This window comes from Nocardia sp. NPDC004278, assembly GCF_053602975.1.
Map to the genome: position 1 here is coordinate 42,815 of NZ_JBSGEQ010000040.1, position 22,887 is coordinate 65,701.

A 22,887-nucleotide genomic window follows, 5' to 3' on the forward strand; every position below is an offset into this window, starting at 1 on the left:
GTTGCGTGATACAAGTATGTAGGCGACCTGGCGGCTAGGGCAAGCAATTAAACGGCCTTTACCGGCCCTTGAACTCCGGGGCGCGCTTCTCGAAGACCGACTGGATGGCCTCGGTCAGGTCCTCGGACGGCAGGAATGCGGAGTTCCACGCGGACACATAGCGCAGCCCGGCCGCCACCTGATCCTTGGTGCGCTGCTCGAGCACATCCTTCGCGCCCTGCACCACCAGCGGCGGGTTCGCGGCGATCTCGCGCGCAGTGGCGTGCGCCGCGTCCAGTACTGCGTCCTGATCGGCGAATACGTCATTGACCAGGCCGATCTTCTCGGCGCGCGCCGCATCGATGTCCTTGCCGGTGTAGGCGAGTTCGCGCAGATGCCCCTCGCCGATGATCCCGGGCAGCCGGTGCAGCGACCCGATATCGGCGACGATCGCGACCTTCGCCTCGCGCAGGCTGAACTTCGCGTCCGCGCTCGCATAGCGGATATCGGCGGCGGCGATCAGATCCAGCCCACCACCGATGCACCAGCCGGAGACCGCGACGATGACCGGCTTGCGGCAATCGGCCACCGCGGTCACGGCGGCCTGCATTCGGCGCACCTCGTAGAGGAAGTCGGTGCGCGGCGCGGCCAGTGCCTTATCCGCCAGCAGCGGACCGAACATCCCGGCCATCGCGGGCAGGTCGAGTCCATAGGAGAAGTGTTTCCCGGAACCGGTGAGCACAATGGCACGCACCTCGGGATCGGCGTCCAGGCCGCGGAAGATCTCCGGCAGCTCCCGCCAGAAGTCCGGACCCATCGCATTGCCCTTGCCGGGACCGGTCAGTGTGACCTGCGCGACATGGTCTTTGGTTGCAACGGTAAACGCCTGCCAATCAGTCATTTGTACAGCGTATCGAGACGGTCGTCTGCGGCCTCTCGCAACCACCACGGAGCGAGTCTCACGAGCGACGTTCGCGGCACGTCTCGCGTCCGAGCCGTCGAAGTACCGGCGCCGAAGCCATGAACCTCGGCCACTGGTACCGGATTGCCCGCGCCTCGCAGTCCGGTTTGCGATCAGTTCGCAGCCCGGCCACTTCCGTAACCACCACGGAGCGAGTCTTACGAGCGACGTTCGCGGCCCGTCTCGCGTCCGAGTCGTCGAAGCGCATACGACGCAGGCGCTGCAAATCCAACACAGCATGTAAATCCTGTGCAAAAGTTGGCGTGGCGCGCTGGTTGCCCAGTCGACGCTGGCCGCATGATGGTCGAGTCAGCAAACTCCGCATCATCCGGCTGGGAGGCCATCGTGCTGATGCATCAGGGAATAGGGCTCGACCGTTTCAATGCGATGACTCGCGCCCGTGCCGTACACGCGTTGTTCGAAGTCTGCTGCAATGTCACCTGGGCGGCCACGCTCGCCGACGCCCGGCCCTATCCGGATCGCGATGCGCTGCTGGCCACGGCGGATGTCGAACTGCTCGCGCTCTCGCAATCCGATCTCGATCGCGCCTTCGATGCGGTTGTGCACGAACAGGTCTCGCAGCGCAACATAACGGAGCTGGTCCGGGTGGTGCACGACCGGATCGACCGGCTGCTCGGACCCACCGAAGGATATCCCGAATACTGACCGGCGAAACTCGCCCGGCGTATCGCCCGCAATCGCTCTACTCTGGATCCATGCGCAGGTCGCTTCCACCAGTCGCATGCCGGGTCGCGGATACCCTGATCGCGCGCGGCCACCATGGTGTCATCGTCACTCAGCCCGCTCCCACGCCCACCGCCGCCGATGCCGCACGGGCACTCGGCGTCGATGTGGGCGCCATTACGAAGTCGCTGGTGTTCCTGCTCGACGAGGATCCGGTGCTGCTGCTGGTCTCCGGGGCGCATCAGGTGGATCTGGCGAACACCGGCGCGCGGCTGGAGGGCACGCTCACCCCCGCCCCCGCCGATATGGTGCAGCAGGTGACCGGTCAGCCCATCGGCGGTATCGCACCGGTCGGCCACCCCACCAACCTGCCGACCTGGGTGGACAATGCGCTATCGGCGCACCGGGAGGTGTGGGCCGCGGGCGGCGTTCCGAATACCGTGTTCCGCACCTCGTTTCGCGAACTGGTGCGCATTACCGCCGGACTTCCGATCGACGTGGACTGAATTCCGCGCCCGCCCGGGAACAGCGCGGATCGCGGGATGGAGATCAATCCAACAACCATGGGGCGATCCATTACCGACAAACCCGGCGTAGTTTCGTCATGTGAGCGAGCGGAGAGCCATCAACACAGCACCAACGGTCGCAGCGGAACCGAGCGCTGACGAGGCGCAGCTGTGACCGATGCGCAACCGCCTGCCACGGACATCCAGGTTCCCGACGATCTGAGCGGTATCACCGCCGAGCAGTACCGCGCCTCCATGCGGCACTATCCCGCGGGCGTCACGGTGGTCACCCTCGGCTCGGAAAATGGTCCGGTCGGTTTCACGGCCACGTCCTTCGCATCGCTGTCGCTGGAGCCGCCGCTGGTCTCCTTCAATATCGCCCACACCTCATCGAGCCTGACCGCGCTGCGGGCGGCCGAGTCCGTGGTCATCCACTTCCTCGGCGAACATCAGCACGATCTGGCCCAGCGCTTCGCCCGCACCGCCGATCAACGCTTCACCGATCGTTCGCTGTGGACCACCCTGGACAGCGGCGAGCCGGTGCTGCACGGCACCCCCATCTGGATCCGGGCCACCATTAAGCAGCTGATCCCGATCGGTGACCACACCTTCGTCGTCGGCCTGGTCACCCGGGTGCGCGACAGCACCGAGGAACAGCCCGCCGCCGCGCCCCTGCTCTACTACCGGGGCCGCTACTACCGCCCGACCTCGCTCGAAGAGTGAGCGCAGTCGAATTCTGCTGGGCAGCAATAGAGTTCGATCGCTAGAGATCGAGCGATGAGCCCCGGTGAACCTCGATGTGGAAGGTGTCGCCCGCACCGAGGTCCAATAATGACGGCCGGGTCGAGTCCGGGGTCAGTTCGGCTTGACCGGTTCCTTCGGCGGCGCCGTGGACGGATCCTTGGTGGTCGTCCCGGGCGAACTCATGGTCGGGGCTCCGATTTGGCTGCGCCGAACTGCTGTAGCTGGCGCTCGTAGACATCGGTCAGTCGACGGCCGCGCATCCCAGCCGTCCAGGACTGGAGCGCATCCCGCTCTGCCGAATTCATTCAGCCGCCTTTCCGAGATTCGCTGGACGAGTGCCATCGCCTTCCTAGACGCAGGTGACCGGGCGGAGGTTCCATCGGGTCGCGATCGCGCGGTGAATTTCGCAGAACGAAGTCGGCGGCCTCAGTGCCGCATCCAGCTAGCTCCTGCCATATTCAGCCCCGGGCCGGGGTCCGTCGAACGTAGCCGAATGGTGGTCGCCCAGGCCGCCGTATTCGACCGCTGTATGACTACGCTCGGCGAGCAGTCGGAGGGAGTAGCGCAGCAATCGATCTGGACGTGGGGCTAGCCGATCACGCAGGGTGCGGCGCCGTCCGCGGCATTGTCGCTGGTGAAGGGGCGGGTCTCGGGGGTCGGATGCCACAGTCCATCGGTGCAGGCGTAGTTCCAGCTCGCGCCGCTGGTGACAAGGGTGGCGATGGCCTCGATCAGACGGTCCACATCGGCGGAGCTGGTGCCGAGGCCGATGCTGGCACGCAGCGCGCCGTCGAGGCCGAGGCGCGCGAGCAAGGGGTGGGCGCAGAAGCGGCCGTCGCGAATGCCGATGCCGTGTTCGGCGGAGAGGTAGGCCGCGACCTGGCCGGGGGCGAAACCGTCCAGGGTGAAGGCGACGATGCCGACGGTATCCGGGCTGTCGTCCCAGATGCGCAGCAGGTTGACGCCGGGAATGGCGGACAGGCCGGTGCGCAGCCGATCGGCGAGCAGATGTTCGTGAGTGGTAAGGGATTCGGGATCGATCGCACAGAGCGCGTCACATGCGGCGGCGAGCGCGGCCGCACCGAGGACATTAGGGGAGCCGGCCTCATGACGCTGTGGCGCGGGTGCCCACTCCGTGCGGGCAACACCGACCTCGCGGACCGCGCCGCCGCCCGCCAGATACGGTTCGGCGGCATCGAGCCAATCCCGGCGTCCGACAAGCACTCCCGCGCCGAACGGCGCGTAGAGCTTGTGCCCGGAAAAGGCGAGGTAATCGATGCCGGTGTCGCGCAGGCTGATCCGACGATGCGGTGCCAGTTGGGCGGCATCGACCAGGATGCGGGCGCCGCACTGGTGCGCGATGGTGGCCAGGCGCTCGAGCGGCAGTACCTCACCGGTCACATTGGAGGCGCCGGTGACCGCCAGCAATGCGGCTGGCTTACTGCACAATTCGGCGATGAGCTGGCGGATGGTCTCCCCGACGGTCGACGCCGCCCGGACGACGCGGCGGCCGTGCCGGGTCCACGGCAGGAAGTTCGCGTGATGCTCGATATCCAGCACCACGGTGTCACCGGGGACGCAGGCGGCGAGCAGGTTGAGCGAATCGGTGGTGTTGCGGGTGAATACCACCACCTGGTCGTCGGCGGCATCGAGGAAACGCGTGACCGAACCGCGGGCCGCCTCGTAGCACTCGGTGGAGATCCGCGAGGCGTAGCCCGCGCCGCGGTGCACACTCGCGTAGTACGGCAGCAACTGCTGCACCCGATCGGTGACCTGCGCCAATGCCGGTGCGCTCGCGGCGTAGTCGAAGTTAGCGTAGGTGGTCGTCCCGCCCTGGACCAGCGGTACCCGGAGATCGTCGCCGGAGACCCGGGCGAAGGCGGAACAGGTCTGGTCAACGGCAGCAGTCATCACAAAATCCCATCGGTTATGGGACCCGTAATCAGGTGATTATCCGAGTCCGCGCTTGCCGCACCCGGTCGGGCTGCGGCCCGGTCGTCACCCGGAGCACCCCACCGCGGAGGAGGGTTGCCGACCAGCTAGCCGGGGCTTGACGCTGGTACTCATGACCTGAACCGAGATTGGCAGATGCCGCACCGCCGTGTCAACCGCCGTTTTCGCCAGTGCATATACATGCACTCAAATAAATAACCTTGCAAAGCCGGGCGATCTGCGATCTCATCGAGAGGTGACGCTTTCCCTGCTGCTCAGCTTTGTCGGCCTGTGCGTTCTGCTGTCGATCACGCCCGGCCCGGACTCGTTCCTGGTGCTGCGATTCTCGATCGTGGACGCACGCCCCGGCATCGCCGCGGCAATCGGTTCGGCGCTGGGCGGCATCGTCTGGGCGGTAGTGGTCGCGGCGGGGGTTGCCGCACTGCTGGAACAGTCCGCGACGGCCTACCGGACACTCAAGGTCATCGGCGGAATCTACTTGGTGTACTTGGGAATTCGGGCGCTGATCGAGCACCGCAAACAGCGCGGGGCCAGCGCGCAGGTGTCCGGTCAGCCGAGCGCGGGTGAGGCGACCTCGATTCGCTCGGCATTCGCCGCGGGCCTGGTGTCGTGCATGTTCAACCCGAAGGTCGGTCTGTTCTACCTGGCGGTACTGCCGCAGTTCCTCACCGACGTCACCTTCGCGAACACCCTCGCGCTCGGCGCCATCGAAAGCACCATCGCGGCCGTGGAGATGATCCTGCTCGCCCTGCTCGCCTCCCGGGCGGTGGCCATGCTGCGCCGCCCCCAGGTCCGCGATCGGCTGGAGCAGATCAGCGCGGCGATTCTCGCCGCACTCGGTGTCGGCACCGCCGCCTCGGCCGCGTAATCCATTGCGCGTCTTGTCGACAGCCACCTCCGGTCGCCGTCGACAAGGCGGACAGCATCGCTATTTCGGCTGAATCTCCTTGCGCCACAGCAGCACCGACGCGACCAAGGAAACCACCGCGGCAGCGGTGAGCCACCAGAACGCCTGCCGGAACCCGGCATCCACCGGCAATCCGGCGGCCGCAGCGCGATACAGCACAACCGCCAGCAACGCGGCCCCGATCGACCCGCCGACCCGCTGCAGAATATTGACGAACGACGCCGCATCCGGCATCTGCTGAGGGCGCACCGCCGCGTACGCCGCAGCGACGATGGGCATTCCGGTCAACCCGGTCGCCATGCCCCGAATCAGCAAAAGCGCCTGTATCACAACAGGATTCATCGAGGCATCGCCGAGCGCGAACGGCACCGTGACAGCGACCGTGACCGCACTGCCGACCACCGCGACAACGCCCCCGCCGTACCGATCGGTCAACCGGCCGCCGATCGGCATCGCGATAATGCCGCCGAGCCCGAACGACATCAGCAGCAATCCGGTCGCTATCAGACCCTCGCGGTGCAGGACCTGAAAGTACAGCGGCAGCACCAGCATCGACCCGAACATCGAGGCACCGGCGAAGAAGTTCGCCACATTCGCCGTCGCGAACACCGGGTGCCGGAACAGTCCGACATCGAGCAGATTCGCACCGCGCCCGCGCACCGACCGCGCCACGAACAGTCCGAGTGCCAGCGCGCCGAGCAGCACCGAAACCCACACCGTCGGCGCGGAAACGCTGCCGCGACTACCGAATTCGCCGAGCCCGTAGACCAGTGCCGACAGACCGACGCCGATCAACGCGAATCCGGTGGCATCGAATCGGCCCCCGGTATCCGCCGTCGCCGCCCGCGGCAATACCCGGCGCGCCAGTACGAACGCCACCAGCCCGAACGGGATATTGATCAGGAACAACCACTGCCAGTCCAGGTTCGCGAGCATGATTCCGCCGATCGTCGGCCCGATCGCGGGCGCGGCGACCACCGCGATCCCGACCACGCTCATCACCCGACCCAGCCGATGCGGACCGGCGACCTGACCGATCAGCGTCTGCCCAGCGGGCACCAGCAAACCTGCAGCCAACCCCTGTGCGATCCGCAGCCCGATGAGCCAATCGATATTCGGCGCGAGCGCGCACAACCCCGAGGTGACGGTGAACCCGGCGAGTGCGCTCAACCAGACCCGATCCATCCCGAACCGGCGTCCGAGCCAACCGCACAGCGGCAGCGTCACGGCCAGTGCCAGCAGATATCCGCTCGCAATCCACTGCGCACTGTCCAGTGCCGCACCGAGATCCGTGGCAATGGTGTTCAGGCCGATATTGACCAGTGACGTATCCAACATGCTCATCACGGCGCCGAAGACCACCACACCGGCGACCCGCCATACCCGCGCCGGAATCGGTTCGAGTGCGGGTGCGGGTGCGGTGGCGGCGACGGCCGTTCGAGTATCCGACATGGATCCTCCGCTATTTGTAGACAATCTAGATTGTGGAGGTTATCAACAATCGCATGCATCAACAATAGATACAATTACCGAATGCCCGCCGACCACATCCACCCCCGCGGCCTACTCCGCTTCCCGACCTATGCGCTCGGCAAGCTGCACAAGGCCGTGCACGCCGAAATGGGCACGTCCCTGCGCGAACATTGGGTGCTGGTCTGTCTGGAGGAGTTCGACGACCTGTCCCAGCAGCAGGTCTCCACCGCGCTCGGCATCGATCGCAGCGAGGTGGTGCGGCTGATCGATGGCCTGGAAGACGCCGGATTCGTGGTCCGCACCCGCGATTCGACGGACCGGCGCAAGTACCGGCTCTCCATCACCCGGGCCGGACGGGCCGAGCGCCGCAAGACCGATGAACTCATCGAACAGGCCGCCGAGCGGGTGCTGCACCGGCTCGACGACGAGGAGCGGCGCACGCTGCATCGCCTGGCCCTGAAGGCGCTCGGCGAAGACCTCTGAGCCCGCCGCCGCCAACCGACCACCCGGTTCGGTCGACGACAACATGCCGATACCGCAGGTACCGTAGACAGTTGGTCACCGTGGCGTTTGCCCACTGGTAACCATCTTGTGGAACAACAACGGGGAAAGCGCTAGGCAGGTCTATGAGAGGTGGGCAGGACGTAATGCTGCAGCCGCAGGTCGACACCGCGGCGGGCAAGGACCAGGCGACGGGGCTCCCGACGCCGAACCCCTTGCTACGCGCCGCACTCGTGCCGCAGGCCAGGACCCTTGTCGACGTTCTGAACAGCACCGCGCAGGCCCACCCCGAGGCACCCGCGATCGATGACGGCCGCGTGGCGCTCAGCTATACCGAGCTGCTGTCCGAGATCGACGCCGGTGTCGTCGGATTGATCGCGGCGGGCGTGCGCCCGGGCGATCGCGTCGGCGTCCGCATGCCGTCCGGTTCGCATGAGCTCTACGTCACAATCCTGGCCATTCTCTATGCCGGTGCCGCCTACGTCCCGGTGGACGCCGACGATCCGGAGGAGCGCGCCCGACTGGTCTTCGGCGAAGCCCGAGTTACCGCCATCGCGACGGCCGAGGGCATCGAACCGACGGTCGCGGCCGCCGAACGAACCGATCGACACCCGGAATCGACCGCCGCCGAATCGACCGTTCGCCCTACCACCGACGACGACGCCTGGATCATCTTCACCTCCGGATCCACCGGAACCCCGAAGGGCGTCGCGGTCTCGCACCGCAATGCCGCGGCATTCGTCGACGCCGAGGCACGCCTGTTCCTCCAGGACGCCCCGATCGGGCCCGGCGACCGGGTCCTGGCCGGACTCTCGGTCGCGTTCGACGCCTCCTGTGAGGAGATGTGGCTGGCCTGGCGCAATGGCGCCTGTCTGGTGCCCGCGCCGCGCGCCCTGGTCCGCACCGGCGCGGATCTCGGCCCCTGGCTGGTCCGTCGCGAGATCAGCATCGTCTCGACGGTGCCCACATTGGCCGCGACCTGGCCCGCCGAGGCGCTCGACCCGGTCCGGCTGCTGATCTTCGGCGGCGAGGCGGTGCCGCCCGAACTCGCCGAACGCCTTGCCGGACGGCCCGCGGCGCGAGCGGCGGACTCGGATGAGGAAGCGGATCACGAAGGGCCGGGCGAACGCCGTTCGGACCGCGAGGTGTGGAATACCTACGGCCCCACCGAGGCAACGGTGGTCGCATGTGCGGCCCTGCTCGACGGCGGCTTCCCGGTCCGGATCGGACTCCCGCTCGACGGCTGGGATCTGACGGTCGTCGATACCGAGGGCAATCCGGTGGGCGAGGGCGAATCCGGTGAACTCGTGATCGGCGGCGTCGGCCTGGCCCGCTATCTCGATCCGGCCAAGGACGCCGAAAAGTACGCTCCCCTACCGTCACTCGGCTGGGACCGGGCCTATCGCAGCGGCGATCTGGTTCGCAATGACAGCGAGGGGCTGGTCTTCCTCGGCCGCGCCGACGATCAGATCAAACTCGGCGGCCGCCGCATCGAACTCGGCGAGATCGATAACGCGCTACAGCATCTGCCCGGCGTGACCGGGGCCGCAGCCGCCATCCGATCCACCAAGGCGGGCAATAAGATCCTGGTCGGCTATCTCACCGGTACCGCACCGGATTTCGACCTGTCCTCGGCCAGAGCCCAACTCGCCCAACGACTCCCGGCCCCACTGGTCCCCAGGCTCGCCATCGTCCCCGATCTGCCGACCCGCACCTCGGGCAAGGTCGACCGCGACGCCCTGCCGTGGCCGCTGCCCAATGAGAACGACGCCCCGCGCGCCGACCTCACCGAAACCGAGCAATGGATCGCCGGACTGTGGGATTCGATTCTCGGCGCCGAGGTCACCGGCCCCGACGGCGACTTCTTCGATCTCGGCGGCGGCTCGCTCGCGGCCGCCCAACTGGTCACCGCCCTGCGCGAACGCTATCCGAGCATTGCCGTGGCCGACCTGTACGACCATCCGCGCCTCGGCGCACTCGCCGAACTACTGGACGAGACCGCACCATCGGAGACGGTCGAAACCCGCGTCGTGCGCCCCACCCCGCGCAGCGCCCAGTGGGCACAGGTGCTCGCCACCGTCCCGCTGAGCACCCTCACCGGCATGCAGTGGCTCACCTGGCTGGCCATTGCCGGGAATATCGCGGGCTGGTCCGGCTCGCTGCCTTGGCTGCCGCATCTTTCGTGGTGGTGGACGCTGGCCGCCTTCCTGCTGTTCATCTCCCCGCCCGGTCGCATGGTGATATGCGCAACGGGTGCGCGGGTGCTGTTGCGCGGCGTCGCGCCGGGCAGCTACCCACGTGGCGGGTCGGTACATCTGCGGCTGTGGGCCGCGGTCCGGCTGTCCGAGGCCAGCGGCGCCGAAAGCCTTTCCGGCGCACCGTGGATGGTGCCGTTCGCGCGGGCACTCGGCGCCAAGATCGGCACCGGTATCGATCTGCATACCCTGCCGCCGGTCACCGGCATGCTCGAACTCGGCGACGGTTGCAGTGTGGAACCGGAGGTCGACCTCTCGGGTTACTGGATCGATGGCGATATCGTGCACATCGGGCCGATCACCATCGGCCCCGGCGCCGTGATCGGCGCGCGATCGATCCTGCTGCCCGGCAGCAAAATCGGCAAGAACGCCGAGATCGCACCGGGCTCCTCGGTGGCCGGCAAGGTCAAGGCCGAACAGGAGTGGGCGGGCTCGCCAGCCACGAAGGTCGGCAAGGCACCGCACCGTTGGCCGGAAAACACCCCCGCCAGGGCGGCACATTGGGTCGCGATCTTCGGCGTGACGTCGATGGCATTGGCGGCCATGCCCATTCTCGGCCTGGCCACCGGCGGCGCGTTCATCGCCTGGTTCATCCGCGATGCGACCACGCTCGCGGGCGCGCTCGGGCGCGGCTTCGCGATCCTGCCCGTCGCCACCCTGCTCAGCCTGACCATCTACGCGGTGACGACGGTGCTCGCGGTCCGACTGCTCAGCATCGGACTCACCGAGGGCCATCACCCCGTCCGCAGCCGGGTCGGCTGGCAGGCCTGGGCCACCGAACGCCTGCTGGATTCGGCGCGCACCTTCCTGTTTCCGCTCTACGCCAGCCTGCTGACCCCGCTGTGGCTGCGGCTGCTCGGCGCGAAGGTCGGCAAGAGCGTCGAGGCCTCCACGGTGCTGCTGCTGCCGAAGTTCACCACCGTCGCCGACGGCGCTTTCCTCGCCGACGACACCATGATCGCCAGCTACGAACTCGGCGGGGGCTGGCTGCGCATCGGCGATGCCAAGGTCGGCAAGCGCGCGTTCCTCGGCAATTCCGGAATGACCGCGCCCGGTCGGCGGGTGCCGAAGAACGGTCTGGTCGCGGTGCTCTCGGCCGCGCCGTCCAAGGCCAAGGCGGGTTCGTCCTGGCTCGGCAGCCCGCCGGTCCGGCTGCGCCGCGCCTCCGAAACCGGCGATACCGAGCGCACCTTCGATCCGCCCCCACGTCTCAAGGTTTTCCGCGGCATCGTCGAAACCTGCAGGCTGATACCGGTACTGGTGACCTTCGCGATCGGCCTCGGTGTGCTGTTCACACTGGCCTGGATCGCGGAATCGGTGGGCTATCTGGCCGCCGCGCTGCTCAGCGGTGTGGTGCTGCTGGCCGCTGGTGCGATCGCGGGCACCAGCTCGGTCATCGCGAAGTGGTTGCTGGTCGGGCGAATCGGCGCCGAGGAACATCCGCTGTGGAGTTCGTTCGTCTGGCGCAATGAGGTTGCCGACACCTTCGTCGAAACCGTTGCCGCGCCCTGGTTCGCGCGGGCCGCGACCGGCACCCCGGTGCTGAATCTGTGGCTTCGTGGACTCGGCGCAAAGATCGGTCACGGGGTATGGTGCGAGTCCTACTGGCTACCGGAGGCAGACCTGGTGACACTCGGTGATGGCGCGACCGTGGAACGAGGCTGTGTGGTGCAGACCCACCTCTTCCACGATCGAATCATGGCCATGGACACCGTCACCCTCGGCGCCGGTGCCACCCTCGGACCACACTGTGTCGCGCTGCCCGCCGCGAGCATCGGCGACGGCGCGACCATCGGTCCCGCGTCGCTGGTCATGCGGGGTGACACCGTCCCGGCGTCCAGTCGCTGGTGGGGAAATCCGATCGCGCCGTGGTCCAGTGCGGCGCCGAGGCCGAGCGAGGTCGGAGCAGCCAACTGATGCGGGGCAAGTTCTACGAAGAGCCCATCGACGAATACCTACCGCAGAACGGAAATCGGGGCTACCGGGTATCGCGATACGAACTGGAGCTCACCTACAAGGTCACCAGCAACCGCCTGGCAGGCCGGGCCGCGATCACCGCGGTGACCACCGAGGTGCGCGATCGTTTCGCACTCGATCTGTCCCAAGCGCTCACCGTCGCCAAGGTCTTCGTCAACGGGGCCAAGCCTGCGAAGTACGTCCACCAGCACGGCAAGCTGGTGATCACCCCGCAGCATCGGATTCCGGCGGGCGGGGTGCTCGGACTGGTCGTGCAGTACGCGGGTGTTCCGAAGCCGGTGCGCGGGCCGTGGGGTGAGGTCGGCTGGGAGGAACTGACCGAGGGCGCCCTGGTCGCCAGCCAGCCCAATGGCGCCGCATCCTGGTTCCCCTGCGACGATCATCCGAGTTCCAAGGCCAGCTACCGGATTTCGATCACCACCGATACCCCGTATTACGCGCTGGCCAACGGCACCCTGGTCCGCAAGCAGACCAAGGCGAGCCAGACCACCTGGGTCTACGAACAGCCGGAACCGATGTCGAGCTATCTGGCCACCATCCAGATCGGGCCGTACCGGAAGCACCGGTTCGATGCCCCGCACGGTTCGGTGGCGATGCAGGCCGTCGCCCCGGCCCGGCTGCGCGCCAATTTCGAGCACGACTTCGCCCGCCAGTCGAAGATGATGGAGCTGTTCATCGAGAAGTTCGGCCCGTATCCCTTCGACGGCTACACCGTCGTCATTACCGACGACGACCTCGAGATCCCGATCGAGGCCCAGGGCATCTCGGTCTTCGGTGCCAACCACTGCGACGGCCGCCGCGGCGCGGAACGCCTTGTCGCACACGAACTCGCGCACCAGTGGTTCGGCAATAGCCTCACCATCCGGCAGTGGCGCGATATCTGGCTACACGAAGGCTTCGCCTGTTACGCCGAATGGATCTGGTCGGAGGCCGCGGGCGGGCCGACCGCCGATCAGCTGGCGCGCGCCGCCCGACACAATCTGTCCAGGGAACCGCAGGACATCATCATCGGCGATCCGAGCCCACAGCGCATGTTCGATGATCGCGTGTACAAGCGCGGTGCACTCACTGTGCACGCACTGCGTCTGGAACTCGGTGAGCGAGCCTTCTGGGAGCTACTGCGCGAGTGGACGATTCGCTATCGACACGCCTCGGTCAGCACCGAGGAATTCACCGATCTGGCCGGCCATTACAGCCTGGTACCACTGCGGCCGCTATGGGATGCCTGGCTGCTCGCCCAACCGCTGCCGCAACTGCCGCCGATCGGCGGACAGGCCAATACGACATCGCGTTGACGCGCCCTCAGAACACCAGGTAGCGCGTGGCCAATTCCTCGACGAGGGGATCATCGGCCGCGACGCTGTTCAGGGCGCCGAGATCGGCGACGACCGAGATCAGGCGGGGATCGTCCTGTTCCTGATCGAGCGCGCCGTCCTCGGCGAGCTGACGTAATAGCTTCGCTCGCACCCTGTCCTTCAGCGATTCCATCACGTCACACCGGCGTCAGCCAGGTCCCCCATGGCGTATTCCGCAGCACCGTATAGCCGATGAGCAGCGCGATGAACACCCACAACGTGGTGCGGCTGGTCCGCGGCAGTCGCATCGGCTCCCCTCGCCAGGCGCGCAGCGACCAGTCACCGATCCACAGCACGAAGGCCAGGACCAGTGGCAGCACGAGCAAATTGCTGTGCACCGCATCGAGGATCCGGCCGTCGGTCAGATTGTGCATACCCCGCATGCCACCGCAGCCGGGGCAGTAGAACCCGGTCAGCGCGTAGACGGGGCAGATTCCGTACGAGCCTTCGCGGTGTGGATCACGAAAATGCAGCAGGGCAGCGGCGCCGATGCCGACGCCCGCAGCGACCAGTGGCCACCCCATGGCGCGCAGCCCGGTGCGCTTCGCCCGCTCCGCTGGCGCTTCCGGATTCGGTGCCGGGTCCGTATGCGCGACCGGTTCCGGTACCGCCTGCCCTATCTCCACAAGGATCAACGGTAGTCGCGGCCGACCCACCGCCGCCACAGCCGACTCGGGACCAGGGTCGTTCAGAATTCGGGTTGGGCGAATCGCAAGGTATTGCCGAACGGATCGGCCAAGTCGAACCCCGACCCACCCGGCCCCTCCTGCGGGCACCCTGGCTTCGCATAGCGATAGTCCTTGCCCGCCAACTCGGCATGCAGCGCAGCGATGTCGTCCACCGCGATCCACACCACCGATCCCGGAGTTCCGTCTCCGTGATGCTCACTCAAATGCACGGTCGCCGACGACCGCGACAACTGCGCGTAGAGCGGAAAGCCGGCACCGAACCGGTGTTCCCAGTCGATGGTGAAACCCAAATAGTCGCAGTAGAACTCGTACGCCTTGGCGATATCGAATATGCGCAGCACCGGAATCGGCGCCGCCAGCCGGACCGCATCGGAAGCCATGGTCGAAATCATCGCAACGCCCACCGACATTTTTCATTTCTTTCCGGCGTTTCCGCAGCTAGAGTACAATTTCTTCACGTGGACACCGCTGGTGCTACCCGGTTCGAAGGATTCGGGGTCAGCGCGGCTCGCAAGCTTGAATTCGGGCATGTGGGCCACTGGTACGCACCCCCGGACAGCGATTTCTCCGGCTCGGTCGCAGTAGAAATAGACCCCGGAGATGGATCCTCTGTTGTCGTTTTCGTCCGCGCCCCCAATCGCCGCGACATCCCCGACGACTTCCATCCGGACGACCAGGTCTGCCTGGCAATGCCCGACGATATCGCCGACTTCCTCTCCCCCAGCTGATCTCTCTTCCGCACCCCTGGTCAGGGTCCGCACCCGTTGTGCGCGGATCCCGATGAGGGGTGTGGCCGTTTCGTGTGCGGCCGGGATCGTCGCTGGCACAGGGGAATTGAGGCAACGCCCGGCGGTCGAGGGCGGTAACGAGCGGGTCGATACCGGGCGATATCCAGGAAGAAGCTGCTCGATCCCGATGTTTCTTCTAATGAGCACTATTGGTCGACCTAATTTCGGGTATCCATCCGATAGAGCCAGGATTTCCGCCATGGAGCGCTAGCACTAGCAAGCACTCTGCTTGCACTGTACTGTGGCGGATGACACAAAGGAGTGCCGACATGCTGGTCAAGTCGATGAGGACGCTGGCGGACGTGCGCGGAGACGAACCGTTGACCGCCGCCTACCGTGCTGGACTTCGGTCTCGTACCTACCGGACCGCGTCGCTGAACAAGCCCGCGACCGCCCCCGAGGTCATCCCGGTCACCACCGAGGACGGGGCCAAGCTCAGGGTCCACGCCTACGGCCCCGCCGACGGGGACGTCATCGTCTTGATCCACGGCTGGAGCTGCTGCATCGAGTACTGGAATCCGCAGATCAATGCCTTGGCCGACCGCTACCGCGTGCTCGCCTACGATCAGCGCGGCCACGGTGAGAGCACCCTCGGCAGCAACGGTCCGGGCGCACAGACCCTGGCCGACGACCTCGAGACCGTACTCGCGGTCACCCTCCCATTGGGCAAGCGTGCCGTGCTCGTCGGTCACAGCATGGGCGGAATCACGCTGCAGGCGTGGGCGTCTCGCTATCCGGAACAGGTCACCCGACGCGCGAGCGCCGTCATCCTGGCCAATACTGCGGCCAGCGATATCCGCTACGAAACCGACCTGCTGCCGCTGTTCAACAAGCCGCTCATGGTCGCCAACCGGCCGGTGACGGTACTCGGCGCCACTGTGCGCGTCCCGCTGGTCATCGCGGAAACGGTGCTCGCCGCGCCGGTTCCGCTGCCCGGCGGCTGGCCGGTCAGCGCGGTCTTCAAGGCCCGCGTGATGTCCAAGCCCGCCACCCGCGACGAGGTGGACTTCGCGCTCGGCATCGTCCGCTCCTGCCGCCCGCTCACCCGCGGCCTGCACGCCGCCGCGCTCGCCGACCTCGACCTCGGCGATGCCGCCGCGCATCTGACGGTTCCGACCACCGTCATCGCGGGCGCCGAGGACCACCTGTTGCCCGAGCGCATGTCCCGCCAGATCGTCGAGGTGCTGACCCGCGCTGGTCATCTCGCCGACTATCAGGTCTGGCCCACCGGCCACCTCGGCAATATCGAGGCCGCCGATCGCTTCAACACCCTCATCGCCGATACCGCCGCGCGCGCGAATCCCACCGAGGCTGTTGCGGGCTGATCCCCGAACCTCTTCTGGGGCTGGTCAACGGCGCCCGGCCCCAGAAGAATTTCCTGGCACACCGACGGTCGTCGTTGCTATCGTCGACCAGTGATCAACCTCCGACAGACGTGGCGCTGGCTGCCTTCGCAGCCCGAATGACCACGTCCACGGGCTGTACGCAGCCCGTGAATATTCCTACGCGGAACGAGGTTTCGTACGGCCCCAGACCATCCGTCCAGGAGCCGAACAATGAAGTCGTACGCCACCGCCCGCGAACGCAGTGACGAACTCGCTGCCGCCGTCGCCACGAATACCGGGTGCTGACCGGCGAACGGCCGACCGATCCGCTGCATCTCGGTCACTATTTCGGCACGATCTCCGAACGCGCCGCCGATGAAACCGCCGCCCTTATCCGCCGCACCCCGACCGACTCCGAGCGCACCATTACCTTCGACCCCGAAAACCGCCCCGGTGTCTCCGCCTTGCTGACCACCGCCGCATTGTGTTCCGGCATCTATCAGCACACCCTGGCGAGCCAGATCGGCGATGCCGGTTCCGGCGGCCTCGAGAAGCTCACCACCGACGCGGTCAACGACTTCCTCGCGCCACACCGCCAGCGCAGACAGGACCTCGCCCGCGACCCCGACGTCATCCGCACCGTTATCCGTGCCGGAAACACCCGCGCGAATGAAATCGCCGACCACACCCTCGACGAGGTCCGCTCCGCAATGGGAACCAGGTACTGACCGCTGCGACAGAAATCGGTCCCGGGAGTCATCTCCCGGGACCGATTCGCGCATCAGCTGGATTCGCTCAGATACGTCCGCCGGCCGCGGCGGCCAGGAATTCGTGCTCGATGATCCTGCCGTCGCCGTCCATATCGATCCTGTCGAACAGGGCCTCGATATCCTCGGGATGCTTGCCCTCGTTCTCGTAGTGCGCGAAGAATTCTTCGCGGCTGACGAAGCCGTCGCGGTCGCGATCCATGGCCTTGAATGCGTCGAGAATGTCCCTGTTATCCATTCGGTTCATCTCCCAACTTCTAGGCGGGTGGCAGCGCGCCACTCCGCATGGACAGTTGTCGAGCCGTACTGGAAAAAACTGACGCATCAAGGCTAGGGGCTGAGTTGATATCGGTGTGGCGAAATTCCAATTCTCCGGCAGATTGGCCGCTCTTCTCGTCGCGAATTTCGACACCAGCGGACCGGTGCGTCGATCGAGTGGTGTCGAGGCGGTGCGTCGGATGGTGACTCGGGTTCAGTCCTTGGTGGCGCGACCGATACTTTCCTCGGACCGGCATGACTACACTGCGCGGCCCGGCTGGGCTGGGCCGGTCAGGCGCCGAAGTCGGCGCGGTGGTCAGTGGCCCACTCGGCCAGGGTTCGTCCAGGCTTGCCGGTCACGGCGGTGGCGGGACGTACCTGGTCGGGGGTGGTGAGGGTGTCGCTCCAGTAGTCGAGCAACATCGTCATGATCGGCTGGGGGATGAATTGCGCTGTCTCGGCGCGGAATTCGTCGGGGGTGAGCTCGGTCAGCGGGATCTGTCGTCCGAGCGCGGCGCCGATCGTGGCGACCTGCTCGGTGCGGGTGAGTGCCTGCGGGCCGGTGATCGCGATGATCTGCCCGATGTGGTCGTCGGACAGCAGCGTCTCGGCGGCGGCATCGGCGACGTCGTATTCGTGCACCGGTGCCTGCGCGGATGCCAGGTACGGGGCGCGGATGGGTGCGCCCGAGCTGATCTGCCATTTCCATTCGAGCAGGTTGTTGGCAAAGGTGCCGGGGCGCAGGATCGTCCACGCATCGGTGCGATCGGTGACGGCGGCTTCGACTGCGCTGTGGTGCAGCTGGCTTGCCGAGCCGCGGTCACGGGGAAATTCCATCGCCGCGGCCAGCGAGGACAGGACCGTGAAGCGGTGCACGCCGGCCGCGACGGCCGCATCGAGAAAGACGTCGATGCCGCGTGCCGGGAAGATGAAGGCGCGATCGACCCCCGCGAACACCTGCGGGCCGAGGGTCGAGGCGTCGGCGAGGTCGCCCGCGACGACGTCGACCGCCGCGGGCAGGTTCGCGTCCTCTGGTTTGCGGGTCAGGGCGCGGACTGCGACACCACGGGCCAGGAGGGTGGTGACGAGGTGGCGGCCGACGGCGCGAGAATTCGTTATTTCTACGACGGCGACATCAATGAGGCCACCGAACTCATCACCCGCACCGGCCTCTTCATGCTCACCCTGGTCGGCATGGGTCCGCGCGCCTTGTGATGACAGCAGCGCGTTAATAAAGCCGATCCGAGAGATCGGGTCGGCTCATGAATCGGTCGGGAAGGTCTCGTCGACGAAGCGGCGTAGGCCGTAGGCGAACGCGCGAGCCTGTTCGGGGGGCCAGTCGGCGAAGCCTGCGCGCAGCTGATCGGCAAGCCGCCGCCGCATCGTGGCGACCGTCTGCTGCCCGGCGGCGGTCAGCGCTAGCAAGGTGGCGCGCCCGTCGGCAGGGTCGAGTTCGCGACGCAGCAGACCGGCGTCCTCCAGCCGGGAAGCGCGCCGGGTGACGCCGGAGCGGTCCAGCCCGATGCGCCCGGCCAGGTCGGCGGCGCTGCACGAGCCAGTGCGCGCCAGCCCGCTGAGCACCGGATAGGTCACCGGATCCACCGCTGCACCCAACCCCTCGGTCAGGCCGCGGTAAAGCCGCGCCCGGGCATCACGGCGCAGCAGGATCCCGAGCGCGTCGCCGACAAGCTCACCCAGGTCATCGTCCACCCCAACAGAATAGCGTGCGCCGCGCACGCAAGTTGTGTATCGTCTAAATGCGTGCGCTACGCACGCTTATCCGATGTGATCTCAGGAGTTCTCATGACCACCACCTGCACCGATATCGCCACTGCGCTCACCGACCTGCTCTTCACCCCCGGCCTGCCGCTGACCGAGGCCATCGACCGCCACTTCGCCCCCGACTACCGTCAGCGCACCGACGGCCGCTGGGACACCCGCGCCGAATTCGCCGAGCACATCGCCCACCTGCGCGAGGTAGTGACCACCGGATCGCTTCGCGTCCTCGACGAGTTCGTGCACGACCACACCTACGCCGACCGCCACATCGTCGAGGTCATCAAAACCGACGGCACCCACGTCGCCACCGAGGTCTACCTCTTCGGCGAATTCGCCCCCGACGGCCGCTTTCGCCGCATCGAGGAAACCACCCTCCTGCTCGCCGGTCCCGAATCCGAACGCAACCTGGGCAGCGCCCGCTGAGCCCATCCGCCGCAACTGGCGTCACACAGGGTGAGATCCTCGGGTCCAAGTTCGCGGCGATGCGCGTATCGAGATCGCGCAGATGGCCCTGCAACAACTCGACCTCGACCTGGTGCCGGTCGGCGAAGTAGTGGTAGGTCGACGCGGGCGGGATGCCGGTCCGCTCGCTGATCGCCTCGAGCGGCGCGGACTCGCACCCCTCGGCGCCGACCAACTCCTCGGCGGCATCGAGGATGACCTCTTGCGCGCCAGGCCACGGCGCTGCACAGCAGTCTTGCGTGCGGGCGACTGTTCGACTAACTCGACCACGATTCGAGGACGCATCGGCCGCGGATGCTCGAAGAACTCGAGCCGAATAGCGCCCGCATCGAGATCGAACGAGCGGATCTCGGCAGGACGCTGCGTCAACATAGACACAGCGGATCAAATGTGTCACGTCAGCGAAAGGTCGACTGAACAGAGCAAGCGAGGAGGCATCATGACAGTGGTCCAGAACTTCATCGACGGCAAGCTCGTCGACTCGGTCGGCGGTGCGACTATGGCGCTCGTCGACCCTGCCACCGGCGAGCAGTACGGCACCGCCCCGGTGTCCAACGAACAAGACGTCGACAATGCGTACGCGGCGGCTGCCAGGGCGTTCTGTGACTGGAAGCGCACGACGCCGTCGCACCGCCAGAAAGCGCTGTTGGATTTCGCCGACGAGGTGGCGAATGCCGCCGACGCGCTGGTCGAGGCCGAGGGCCGCAACACCGGCAAGCCGAGACACGTCACCTCGGCCGCAGAGATTCCGCAGATGCTGGACCAGACCCGATTCTTCGCGGGGGCGGCGCGGGTACTCGAAGGCAAGTCCGCCTGCGAGTACCTGGCGGGCCATACCTCGTGGATCCGCCGGGAGCCGGTTGGCGTCATCGGGCAGGTGACGCCGTGGAATTACCCGATGATGATGGCCATCTGGAAGTTCGTTCCCGCGATCGCCGCGGGCAATACCGTGGTGATCAAGCCGAGTGACACCACCCCGGTGACCACGGTGATGCTGGCCGAACTGGCCTCGAAACATCTGCCGCCAGGCGTGCTCAACGTGGTAACCGGTGACCGGGTGACCGGTGCGGCGGTGGTCGCACATCCGACCCCGCAGATGGTATCGATCACCGGTTCGGTGGCCGCGGGCCGCGCGGTCGCGGAGTCGGCCGGAGCCCGCCTGAAGCGCACACATCTGGAGTTGGGCGGCAAAGCGCCGGTAATCGTGTTCCCCGACGCCGATATCGCTGCTGCCGCCGTGGGTATCGCGGCCTCCGGCTATTTCAACGCCGGGCAGGATTGCACGGCGGCCACCCGGGTGCTCGGTCACGCGTCGGTGGCCGAAGATCTGACCGCGGCGTTGGCCGAGCAGGCCGCAAGTGCGACAACGACTTTCGGCAAAGCCACCGACGACGAGAACGCCTGGGTGCCACCGGTCAACAACGCGAACCAACTACAGCGGGTGCTCGGCTTCCTCGGCGAGGTACCCGATCACGCTTCGGTCGTGACCGGTGGACACCGGCAGGGCGACCAGGGGTATTACGTCGAGCCGACGGTCATCGGCGGGCTGCGGCAGTCCGACCGGCTGAGCCAGCACGAGATCTTCGGCCCGGTGATCACCGTGCAGTCGTTCACCGACGAAGACGAGGCGATCCGGTGGGCCAACGGCGTCGAATACGGGCTGGCGTCCTCGGTGTGGACCAAGGATGTGTCGCGGGCGCTGCGCGTATCGGCCGCACTCGACTTCGGCTCGGTGTGGATCAACACCCACACCGCGCTGATCGCCGAGATGCCGCACGGCGGGTTCAAGTCGTCCGGGCATGGCAAGGATCTGTCGATGTACGGGCTGGAGGACTACACCCGCGTCAAGCATGTCATGGCCAAGATCGACTAGCCCAGATATCGCGCCCGCTCACGAACTCATTTGCGCGGCAGCCGAATCCGAGACCACGGTATCGAGTTCAGCTGCCGCGTAGGACCTTTTTGTCGACCGCTGTCCTCAGCCGCGTAGTGCCGAGGCGAAAATCGCTGGCAGGGCGGTGATGCCGAGGTTCTTCGCGAAGTCGGTCAGGCGCCGCAGGGTCGTGGCGCCGGTGCTGTTGGTGACGAACCACGGCGGCTTCGGCGAGAGACTGAATTCGCCGTGCAGCAGTAACCGCGACGCGGGACGGAACGGACCGCGGACCACGGTTCGTTCCGGTTCGGCGATCAGCAATGCGTTGTGCACAACGCCGATTCCGCCCTGGATATCGGCCAGTGTGTGCCCGGGGAACGCGCCCCACGAGGCGCGGGCGGTGAGATACCCCAGGCCGGTCCAGGCGTTGATGGCGATGGTGCCGTACCGCAGCTCGGTCACCGCCGACTCGAACCGTTCGCCCAGCCGTTTGATCGTGGTGGGATGGGCGATGATGTTCGCGCCGAGCGTGCCCTCGGTCTCCGCATTGCTGGATCCGACCTGATCAACTGCCACGCAGCAAGACGCTGATGGAGATGTCTCCGGACGAGTCGCGTTGGCCCGGCAACGACTCCAGTCGGATCGAGCACCCAATCGCCGCGCAGGATAGGGCTCAGTTCTGAGCCGCGCCCGTGAATGTCCGGATTGTCGACGAGCCGGGCGAGTTACGCGGCTGATGAGATCAATTGTCCGGTCGACGCGGTAGGGTCGCCGAAAGGTTCGAGTGCTGGTCCCGTATCGAACCTCCTGCGCCGGTGGACACTTCGAGTCCCGGTATCGCGAGCGATCTAGTTTCAACGGAACAGTCTGTGTCGGTAACTATTCGACTGGAGTGCTATGACCAGGGGATATCTGAGAAGTATTGCAGCGCTCACCGTAATGGTCGGGACGACGACCACCTGTATTGCCAACGCACCCGCCATTGCGGAATCCGGAGAAGTCGATTCCGGTGGCATGCACATCGTCGCATCGGTGGACCGGGACGATGTTTTCCCGGCCGGGGGCGATACCGCCGTGGGAGTCCCGTTCGCGCACGCGGTGAAGGTGTCCGGAAATTACTCGGTATCTCTGAGCGGCGTTCCATCCGTTCGCAGCGGGGAAATTGCGGTCGGATACGTGGTCGGTTGCGCTGTGGATCTCTCCAACGGCATCACCCTCGGGATTGCGCCAGCCGTAGGCGCCAGCGTGGGTATCGCACCCTCGGCCGCGTTGACCCTGAGCATGGACTCGTCACCCAGCGTCACTTTCGCAATTCAACCGAACGCTTCCGTCAATGCCGGTGTCGCCGGAACACTCCAGGTAACCCTCGCACCGGGGGCCGTCACGGCGGTGGTTATCGGTGCGGCCAGCCTGGATCAGGACGCGACGTTCCCCTACACATTCGGCCATACCAACACGCCACTGAACGTCAGCGCATGCGCGTCCCCCGCATCAGCCATGCCGTTCGTCACCGTGCGCGCCGACGGTACCAGCGGAACCGCCCAAACAACCGGCTATGGAACACAATTCGTGTTCTAGCAAACGCTAGTGCCGCGTCGCAATAACTCCTGCCGCATCCAGCCCTGGGGCGGGGTCTGTCGAACGTAGCCGA

At 66.4% G+C, this 22,887-nt stretch carries 22 protein-coding genes, 2 pseudogenes and 1 riboswitch; of the genes and pseudogenes, 13 read left to right on the top strand and 11 right to left on the bottom strand.

All coding sequences use genetic code 11. From position 1 onward, the window contains the following. Positions 1-58 precede the first annotated feature (58 nt). On the bottom strand, positions 59-880 hold the full coding sequence (locus ACWEO2_RS37350) for a crotonase/enoyl-CoA hydratase family protein (RefSeq protein WP_452409676.1): 822 nt from the start codon (positions 878-880) through the stop codon (positions 59-61). A gap of 357 nt (positions 881-1,237) precedes the next feature. On the opposite strand from ACWEO2_RS37350, the gene ACWEO2_RS37355 reads away from it, so the two are divergent. From ACWEO2_RS37355 to ACWEO2_RS37365, 3 genes are all read left to right on the top strand, one after another. After that, positions 1,238-1,606: a 2-oxo-4-hydroxy-4-carboxy-5-ureidoimidazoline decarboxylase gene (locus tag ACWEO2_RS37355; RefSeq protein ID WP_452409677.1), complete on the top strand. Its 369-nt coding sequence runs from the start codon at positions 1,238-1,240 to the stop codon at positions 1,604-1,606. Positions 1,607-1,656: 50 nt separating this feature from the next. After that, the gene (locus tag ACWEO2_RS37360; protein WP_354962057.1) at positions 1,657-2,130 is read left to right on the top strand and encodes a YbaK/EbsC family protein; all 474 of its coding nucleotides are present in this window, start codon (positions 1,657-1,659) and stop codon (positions 2,128-2,130) included. Positions 2,131-2,385: 255 nt separating this feature from the next. Then, a complete protein-coding gene (locus tag ACWEO2_RS37365; protein WP_452409707.1) occupies positions 2,386-2,853 on the top strand; it encodes a flavin reductase family protein in 468 nt (155 codons plus the stop codon). Positions 2,854-3,462: 609 nt separating this feature from the next. On the opposite strand, the gene ACWEO2_RS37370 is transcribed toward ACWEO2_RS37365, so the two are convergent. Further along, a complete protein-coding gene (locus ACWEO2_RS37370; RefSeq protein WP_452409678.1) occupies positions 3,463-4,785 on the bottom strand; it encodes an aminotransferase class V-fold PLP-dependent enzyme in 1,323 nt (440 codons plus the stop codon). A gap of 46 nt (positions 4,786-4,831) precedes the next feature. After that, positions 4,832-4,945: riboswitch (SAM riboswitch) on the bottom strand. A 117-nt stretch (positions 4,946-5,062) separates the two neighbouring features. Between ACWEO2_RS37370 and ACWEO2_RS37375 the strand changes: the two genes are divergently transcribed. Beyond that, positions 5,063-5,695, top strand: a complete 633-nt coding sequence (locus ACWEO2_RS37375; protein ID WP_452409679.1) for a LysE family translocator — start codon at positions 5,063-5,065, stop codon at positions 5,693-5,695. Positions 5,696-5,755: 60 nt separating this feature from the next. On the opposite strand, the gene ACWEO2_RS37380 is transcribed toward ACWEO2_RS37375, so the two are convergent. Then, on the bottom strand, positions 5,756-7,186 hold the full coding sequence (locus ACWEO2_RS37380; RefSeq protein WP_452409680.1) for a DHA2 family efflux MFS transporter permease subunit: 1,431 nt from the start codon (positions 7,184-7,186) through the stop codon (positions 5,756-5,758). Between the two features lie 81 nt (positions 7,187-7,267). Between ACWEO2_RS37380 and ACWEO2_RS37385 the strand changes: the two genes are divergently transcribed. The 3 genes from ACWEO2_RS37385 (at position 7,268) to ACWEO2_RS37395 (ending at position 13,235) form a co-directional block, all read left to right on the top strand. Then, a complete protein-coding gene (locus ACWEO2_RS37385) occupies positions 7,268-7,690 on the top strand; it encodes a MarR family winged helix-turn-helix transcriptional regulator (protein ID WP_354959818.1) in 423 nt (140 codons plus the stop codon). A gap of 164 nt (positions 7,691-7,854) precedes the next feature. Beyond that, on the top strand, positions 7,855-11,880 hold the full coding sequence (locus ACWEO2_RS37390) for a Pls/PosA family non-ribosomal peptide synthetase (protein WP_452409681.1): 4,026 nt from the start codon (positions 7,855-7,857) through the stop codon (positions 11,878-11,880). Further along, on the top strand, positions 11,880-13,235 hold the full coding sequence (locus tag ACWEO2_RS37395; protein ID WP_452409682.1) for a M1 family metallopeptidase: 1,356 nt from the start codon (positions 11,880-11,882) through the stop codon (positions 13,233-13,235). Before ACWEO2_RS37390 ends, ACWEO2_RS37395 begins: the two co-directional genes overlap by 1 nt. Positions 13,236-13,242: 7 nt before the next feature. On the opposite strand, the gene ACWEO2_RS37400 is transcribed toward ACWEO2_RS37395, so the two are convergent. From ACWEO2_RS37400 to ACWEO2_RS37410, 3 genes are all read right to left on the bottom strand, one after another. Further along, positions 13,243-13,431, bottom strand: a complete 189-nt coding sequence (locus ACWEO2_RS37400) for a hypothetical protein (RefSeq protein ID WP_354959815.1) — start codon at positions 13,429-13,431, stop codon at positions 13,243-13,245. A 1-nt stretch (position 13,432) separates the two neighbouring features. Then, complete coding sequence (locus ACWEO2_RS37405; RefSeq protein ID WP_452409683.1) at positions 13,433-13,921, bottom strand: DUF2752 domain-containing protein; 489 nt, start codon at positions 13,919-13,921, stop codon at positions 13,433-13,435. 62 nt (positions 13,922-13,983) lie between these two features. Next, positions 13,984-14,364, bottom strand: coding sequence for a glyoxalase superfamily protein (locus ACWEO2_RS37410; protein WP_452409684.1), 381 nt, complete (start codon positions 14,362-14,364; stop codon positions 13,984-13,986). 78 nt (positions 14,365-14,442) lie between these two features. Here ACWEO2_RS37410 and ACWEO2_RS37415 point away from each other — a divergent pair, with 78 nt between their 5' ends. The 3 genes from ACWEO2_RS37415 to ACWEO2_RS37425 all read left to right on the top strand — a co-directional run bounded on the left by ACWEO2_RS37415 (position 14,443) and on the right by ACWEO2_RS37425 (position 16,825). Further along, entirely contained in the window at positions 14,443-14,712 is a 270-nt protein-coding gene (locus tag ACWEO2_RS37415; RefSeq protein ID WP_452409685.1) for a hypothetical protein, read from the top strand. A 329-nt stretch (positions 14,713-15,041) separates the two neighbouring features. Beyond that, positions 15,042-16,097, top strand: coding sequence for an alpha/beta fold hydrolase (locus tag ACWEO2_RS37420; RefSeq protein ID WP_452409686.1), 1,056 nt, complete (start codon positions 15,042-15,044; stop codon positions 16,095-16,097). Positions 16,098-16,396: 299 nt separating this feature from the next. Further along, positions 16,397-16,825 (top strand): hypothetical protein, encoded by a 429-nt coding sequence (locus ACWEO2_RS37425; RefSeq protein WP_452409687.1) that lies wholly within the window; start codon positions 16,397-16,399, stop codon positions 16,823-16,825. A gap of 67 nt (positions 16,826-16,892) precedes the next feature. On the opposite strand, the gene ACWEO2_RS37430 is transcribed toward ACWEO2_RS37425, so the two are convergent. From ACWEO2_RS37430 to ACWEO2_RS37440, 3 genes are all read right to left on the bottom strand, one after another. Next, the gene (locus ACWEO2_RS37430) at positions 16,893-17,102 is read right to left on the bottom strand and encodes an EF-hand domain-containing protein (RefSeq protein ID WP_354959812.1); all 210 of its coding nucleotides are present in this window, start codon (positions 17,100-17,102) and stop codon (positions 16,893-16,895) included. Between the two features lie 311 nt (positions 17,103-17,413). Continuing rightward, positions 17,414-18,373, bottom strand: a complete 960-nt coding sequence (locus ACWEO2_RS37435; protein ID WP_452409708.1) for an SDR family oxidoreductase — start codon at positions 18,371-18,373, stop codon at positions 17,414-17,416. Between the two features lie 9 nt (positions 18,374-18,382). Further along, positions 18,383-18,832 (bottom strand): MarR family winged helix-turn-helix transcriptional regulator, encoded by a 450-nt coding sequence (locus ACWEO2_RS37440; protein ID WP_452409688.1) that lies wholly within the window; start codon positions 18,830-18,832, stop codon positions 18,383-18,385. A gap of 93 nt (positions 18,833-18,925) precedes the next feature. Between ACWEO2_RS37440 and ACWEO2_RS37445 the strand changes: the two genes are divergently transcribed. After that, a complete protein-coding gene (locus ACWEO2_RS37445; protein WP_452409689.1) occupies positions 18,926-19,324 on the top strand; it encodes a nuclear transport factor 2 family protein in 399 nt (132 codons plus the stop codon). Positions 19,325-19,451: 127 nt separating this feature from the next. Here the strand turns inward: ACWEO2_RS37445 and ACWEO2_RS37450 are convergent. Further along, positions 19,452-19,760 (bottom strand): annotated as a pseudogene (locus ACWEO2_RS37450) (hypothetical protein); the annotation flags it as partial. A gap of 42 nt (positions 19,761-19,802) precedes the next feature. Here ACWEO2_RS37450 and ACWEO2_RS37455 point away from each other — a divergent pair. Continuing rightward, positions 19,803-21,236 (top strand): aminobutyraldehyde dehydrogenase, encoded by a 1,434-nt coding sequence (locus tag ACWEO2_RS37455; protein ID WP_452409690.1) that lies wholly within the window; start codon positions 19,803-19,805, stop codon positions 21,234-21,236. Between the two features lie 105 nt (positions 21,237-21,341). On the opposite strand, the pseudogene ACWEO2_RS37460 reads toward ACWEO2_RS37455, so the two are convergent. After that, positions 21,342-21,785: pseudogene (locus ACWEO2_RS37460) on the bottom strand (aldehyde dehydrogenase family protein); the annotation flags it as partial. A gap of 348 nt (positions 21,786-22,133) precedes the next feature. Here ACWEO2_RS37460 and ACWEO2_RS37465 point away from each other — a divergent pair. Further along, positions 22,134-22,814 (top strand): MspA family porin, encoded by a 681-nt coding sequence (locus ACWEO2_RS37465; protein ID WP_452409691.1) that lies wholly within the window; start codon positions 22,134-22,136, stop codon positions 22,812-22,814. Positions 22,815-22,887 lie beyond the last annotated feature (73 nt).

Bases quoted from the DNA above. Each gene is read 5' to 3' on its own strand.
- ACWEO2_RS37350 (WP_452409676.1), bottom strand. From the start codon at position 880: ATGACTGATTGGCAGGCGTTTACCGTTGCAACCAAAGACCATGTCGCG.
- ACWEO2_RS37355 (WP_452409677.1), top strand. From the start codon at position 1,238: ATGATGGTCGAGTCAGCAAACTCCGCATCATCCGGCTGGGAGGCCATC.
- ACWEO2_RS37360 (WP_354962057.1), top strand. From the start codon at position 1,657: ATGCGCAGGTCGCTTCCACCAGTCGCATGCCGGGTCGCGGATACCCTG.
- ACWEO2_RS37365 (WP_452409707.1), top strand. From the start codon at position 2,386: ATGCGGCACTATCCCGCGGGCGTCACGGTGGTCACCCTCGGCTCGGAA.
- ACWEO2_RS37370 (WP_452409678.1), bottom strand. From the start codon at position 4,785: ATGACTGCTGCCGTTGACCAGACCTGTTCCGCCTTCGCCCGGGTCTCC.
- ACWEO2_RS37380 (WP_452409680.1), bottom strand. From the start codon at position 7,186: ATGTCGGATACTCGAACGGCCGTCGCCGCCACCGCACCCGCACCCGCA.
- ACWEO2_RS37385 (WP_354959818.1), top strand. From the start codon at position 7,268: ATGCCCGCCGACCACATCCACCCCCGCGGCCTACTCCGCTTCCCGACC.
- ACWEO2_RS37390 (WP_452409681.1), top strand. From the start codon at position 7,855: ATGCTGCAGCCGCAGGTCGACACCGCGGCGGGCAAGGACCAGGCGACG.
- ACWEO2_RS37395 (WP_452409682.1), top strand. From the start codon at position 11,880: ATGCGGGGCAAGTTCTACGAAGAGCCCATCGACGAATACCTACCGCAG.
- ACWEO2_RS37410 (WP_452409684.1), bottom strand. From the start codon at position 14,364: ATGGCTTCCGATGCGGTCCGGCTGGCGGCGCCGATTCCGGTGCTGCGC.
- ACWEO2_RS37420 (WP_452409686.1), top strand. From the start codon at position 15,042: ATGCTGGTCAAGTCGATGAGGACGCTGGCGGACGTGCGCGGAGACGAA.
- ACWEO2_RS37430 (WP_354959812.1), bottom strand. From the start codon at position 17,102: ATGGATAACAGGGACATTCTCGACGCATTCAAGGCCATGGATCGCGAC.
- ACWEO2_RS37445 (WP_452409689.1), top strand. From the start codon at position 18,926: ATGACCACCACCTGCACCGATATCGCCACTGCGCTCACCGACCTGCTC.
- ACWEO2_RS37455 (WP_452409690.1), top strand. From the start codon at position 19,803: ATGACAGTGGTCCAGAACTTCATCGACGGCAAGCTCGTCGACTCGGTC.
- ACWEO2_RS37465 (WP_452409691.1), top strand. From the start codon at position 22,134: ATGACCAGGGGATATCTGAGAAGTATTGCAGCGCTCACCGTAATGGTC.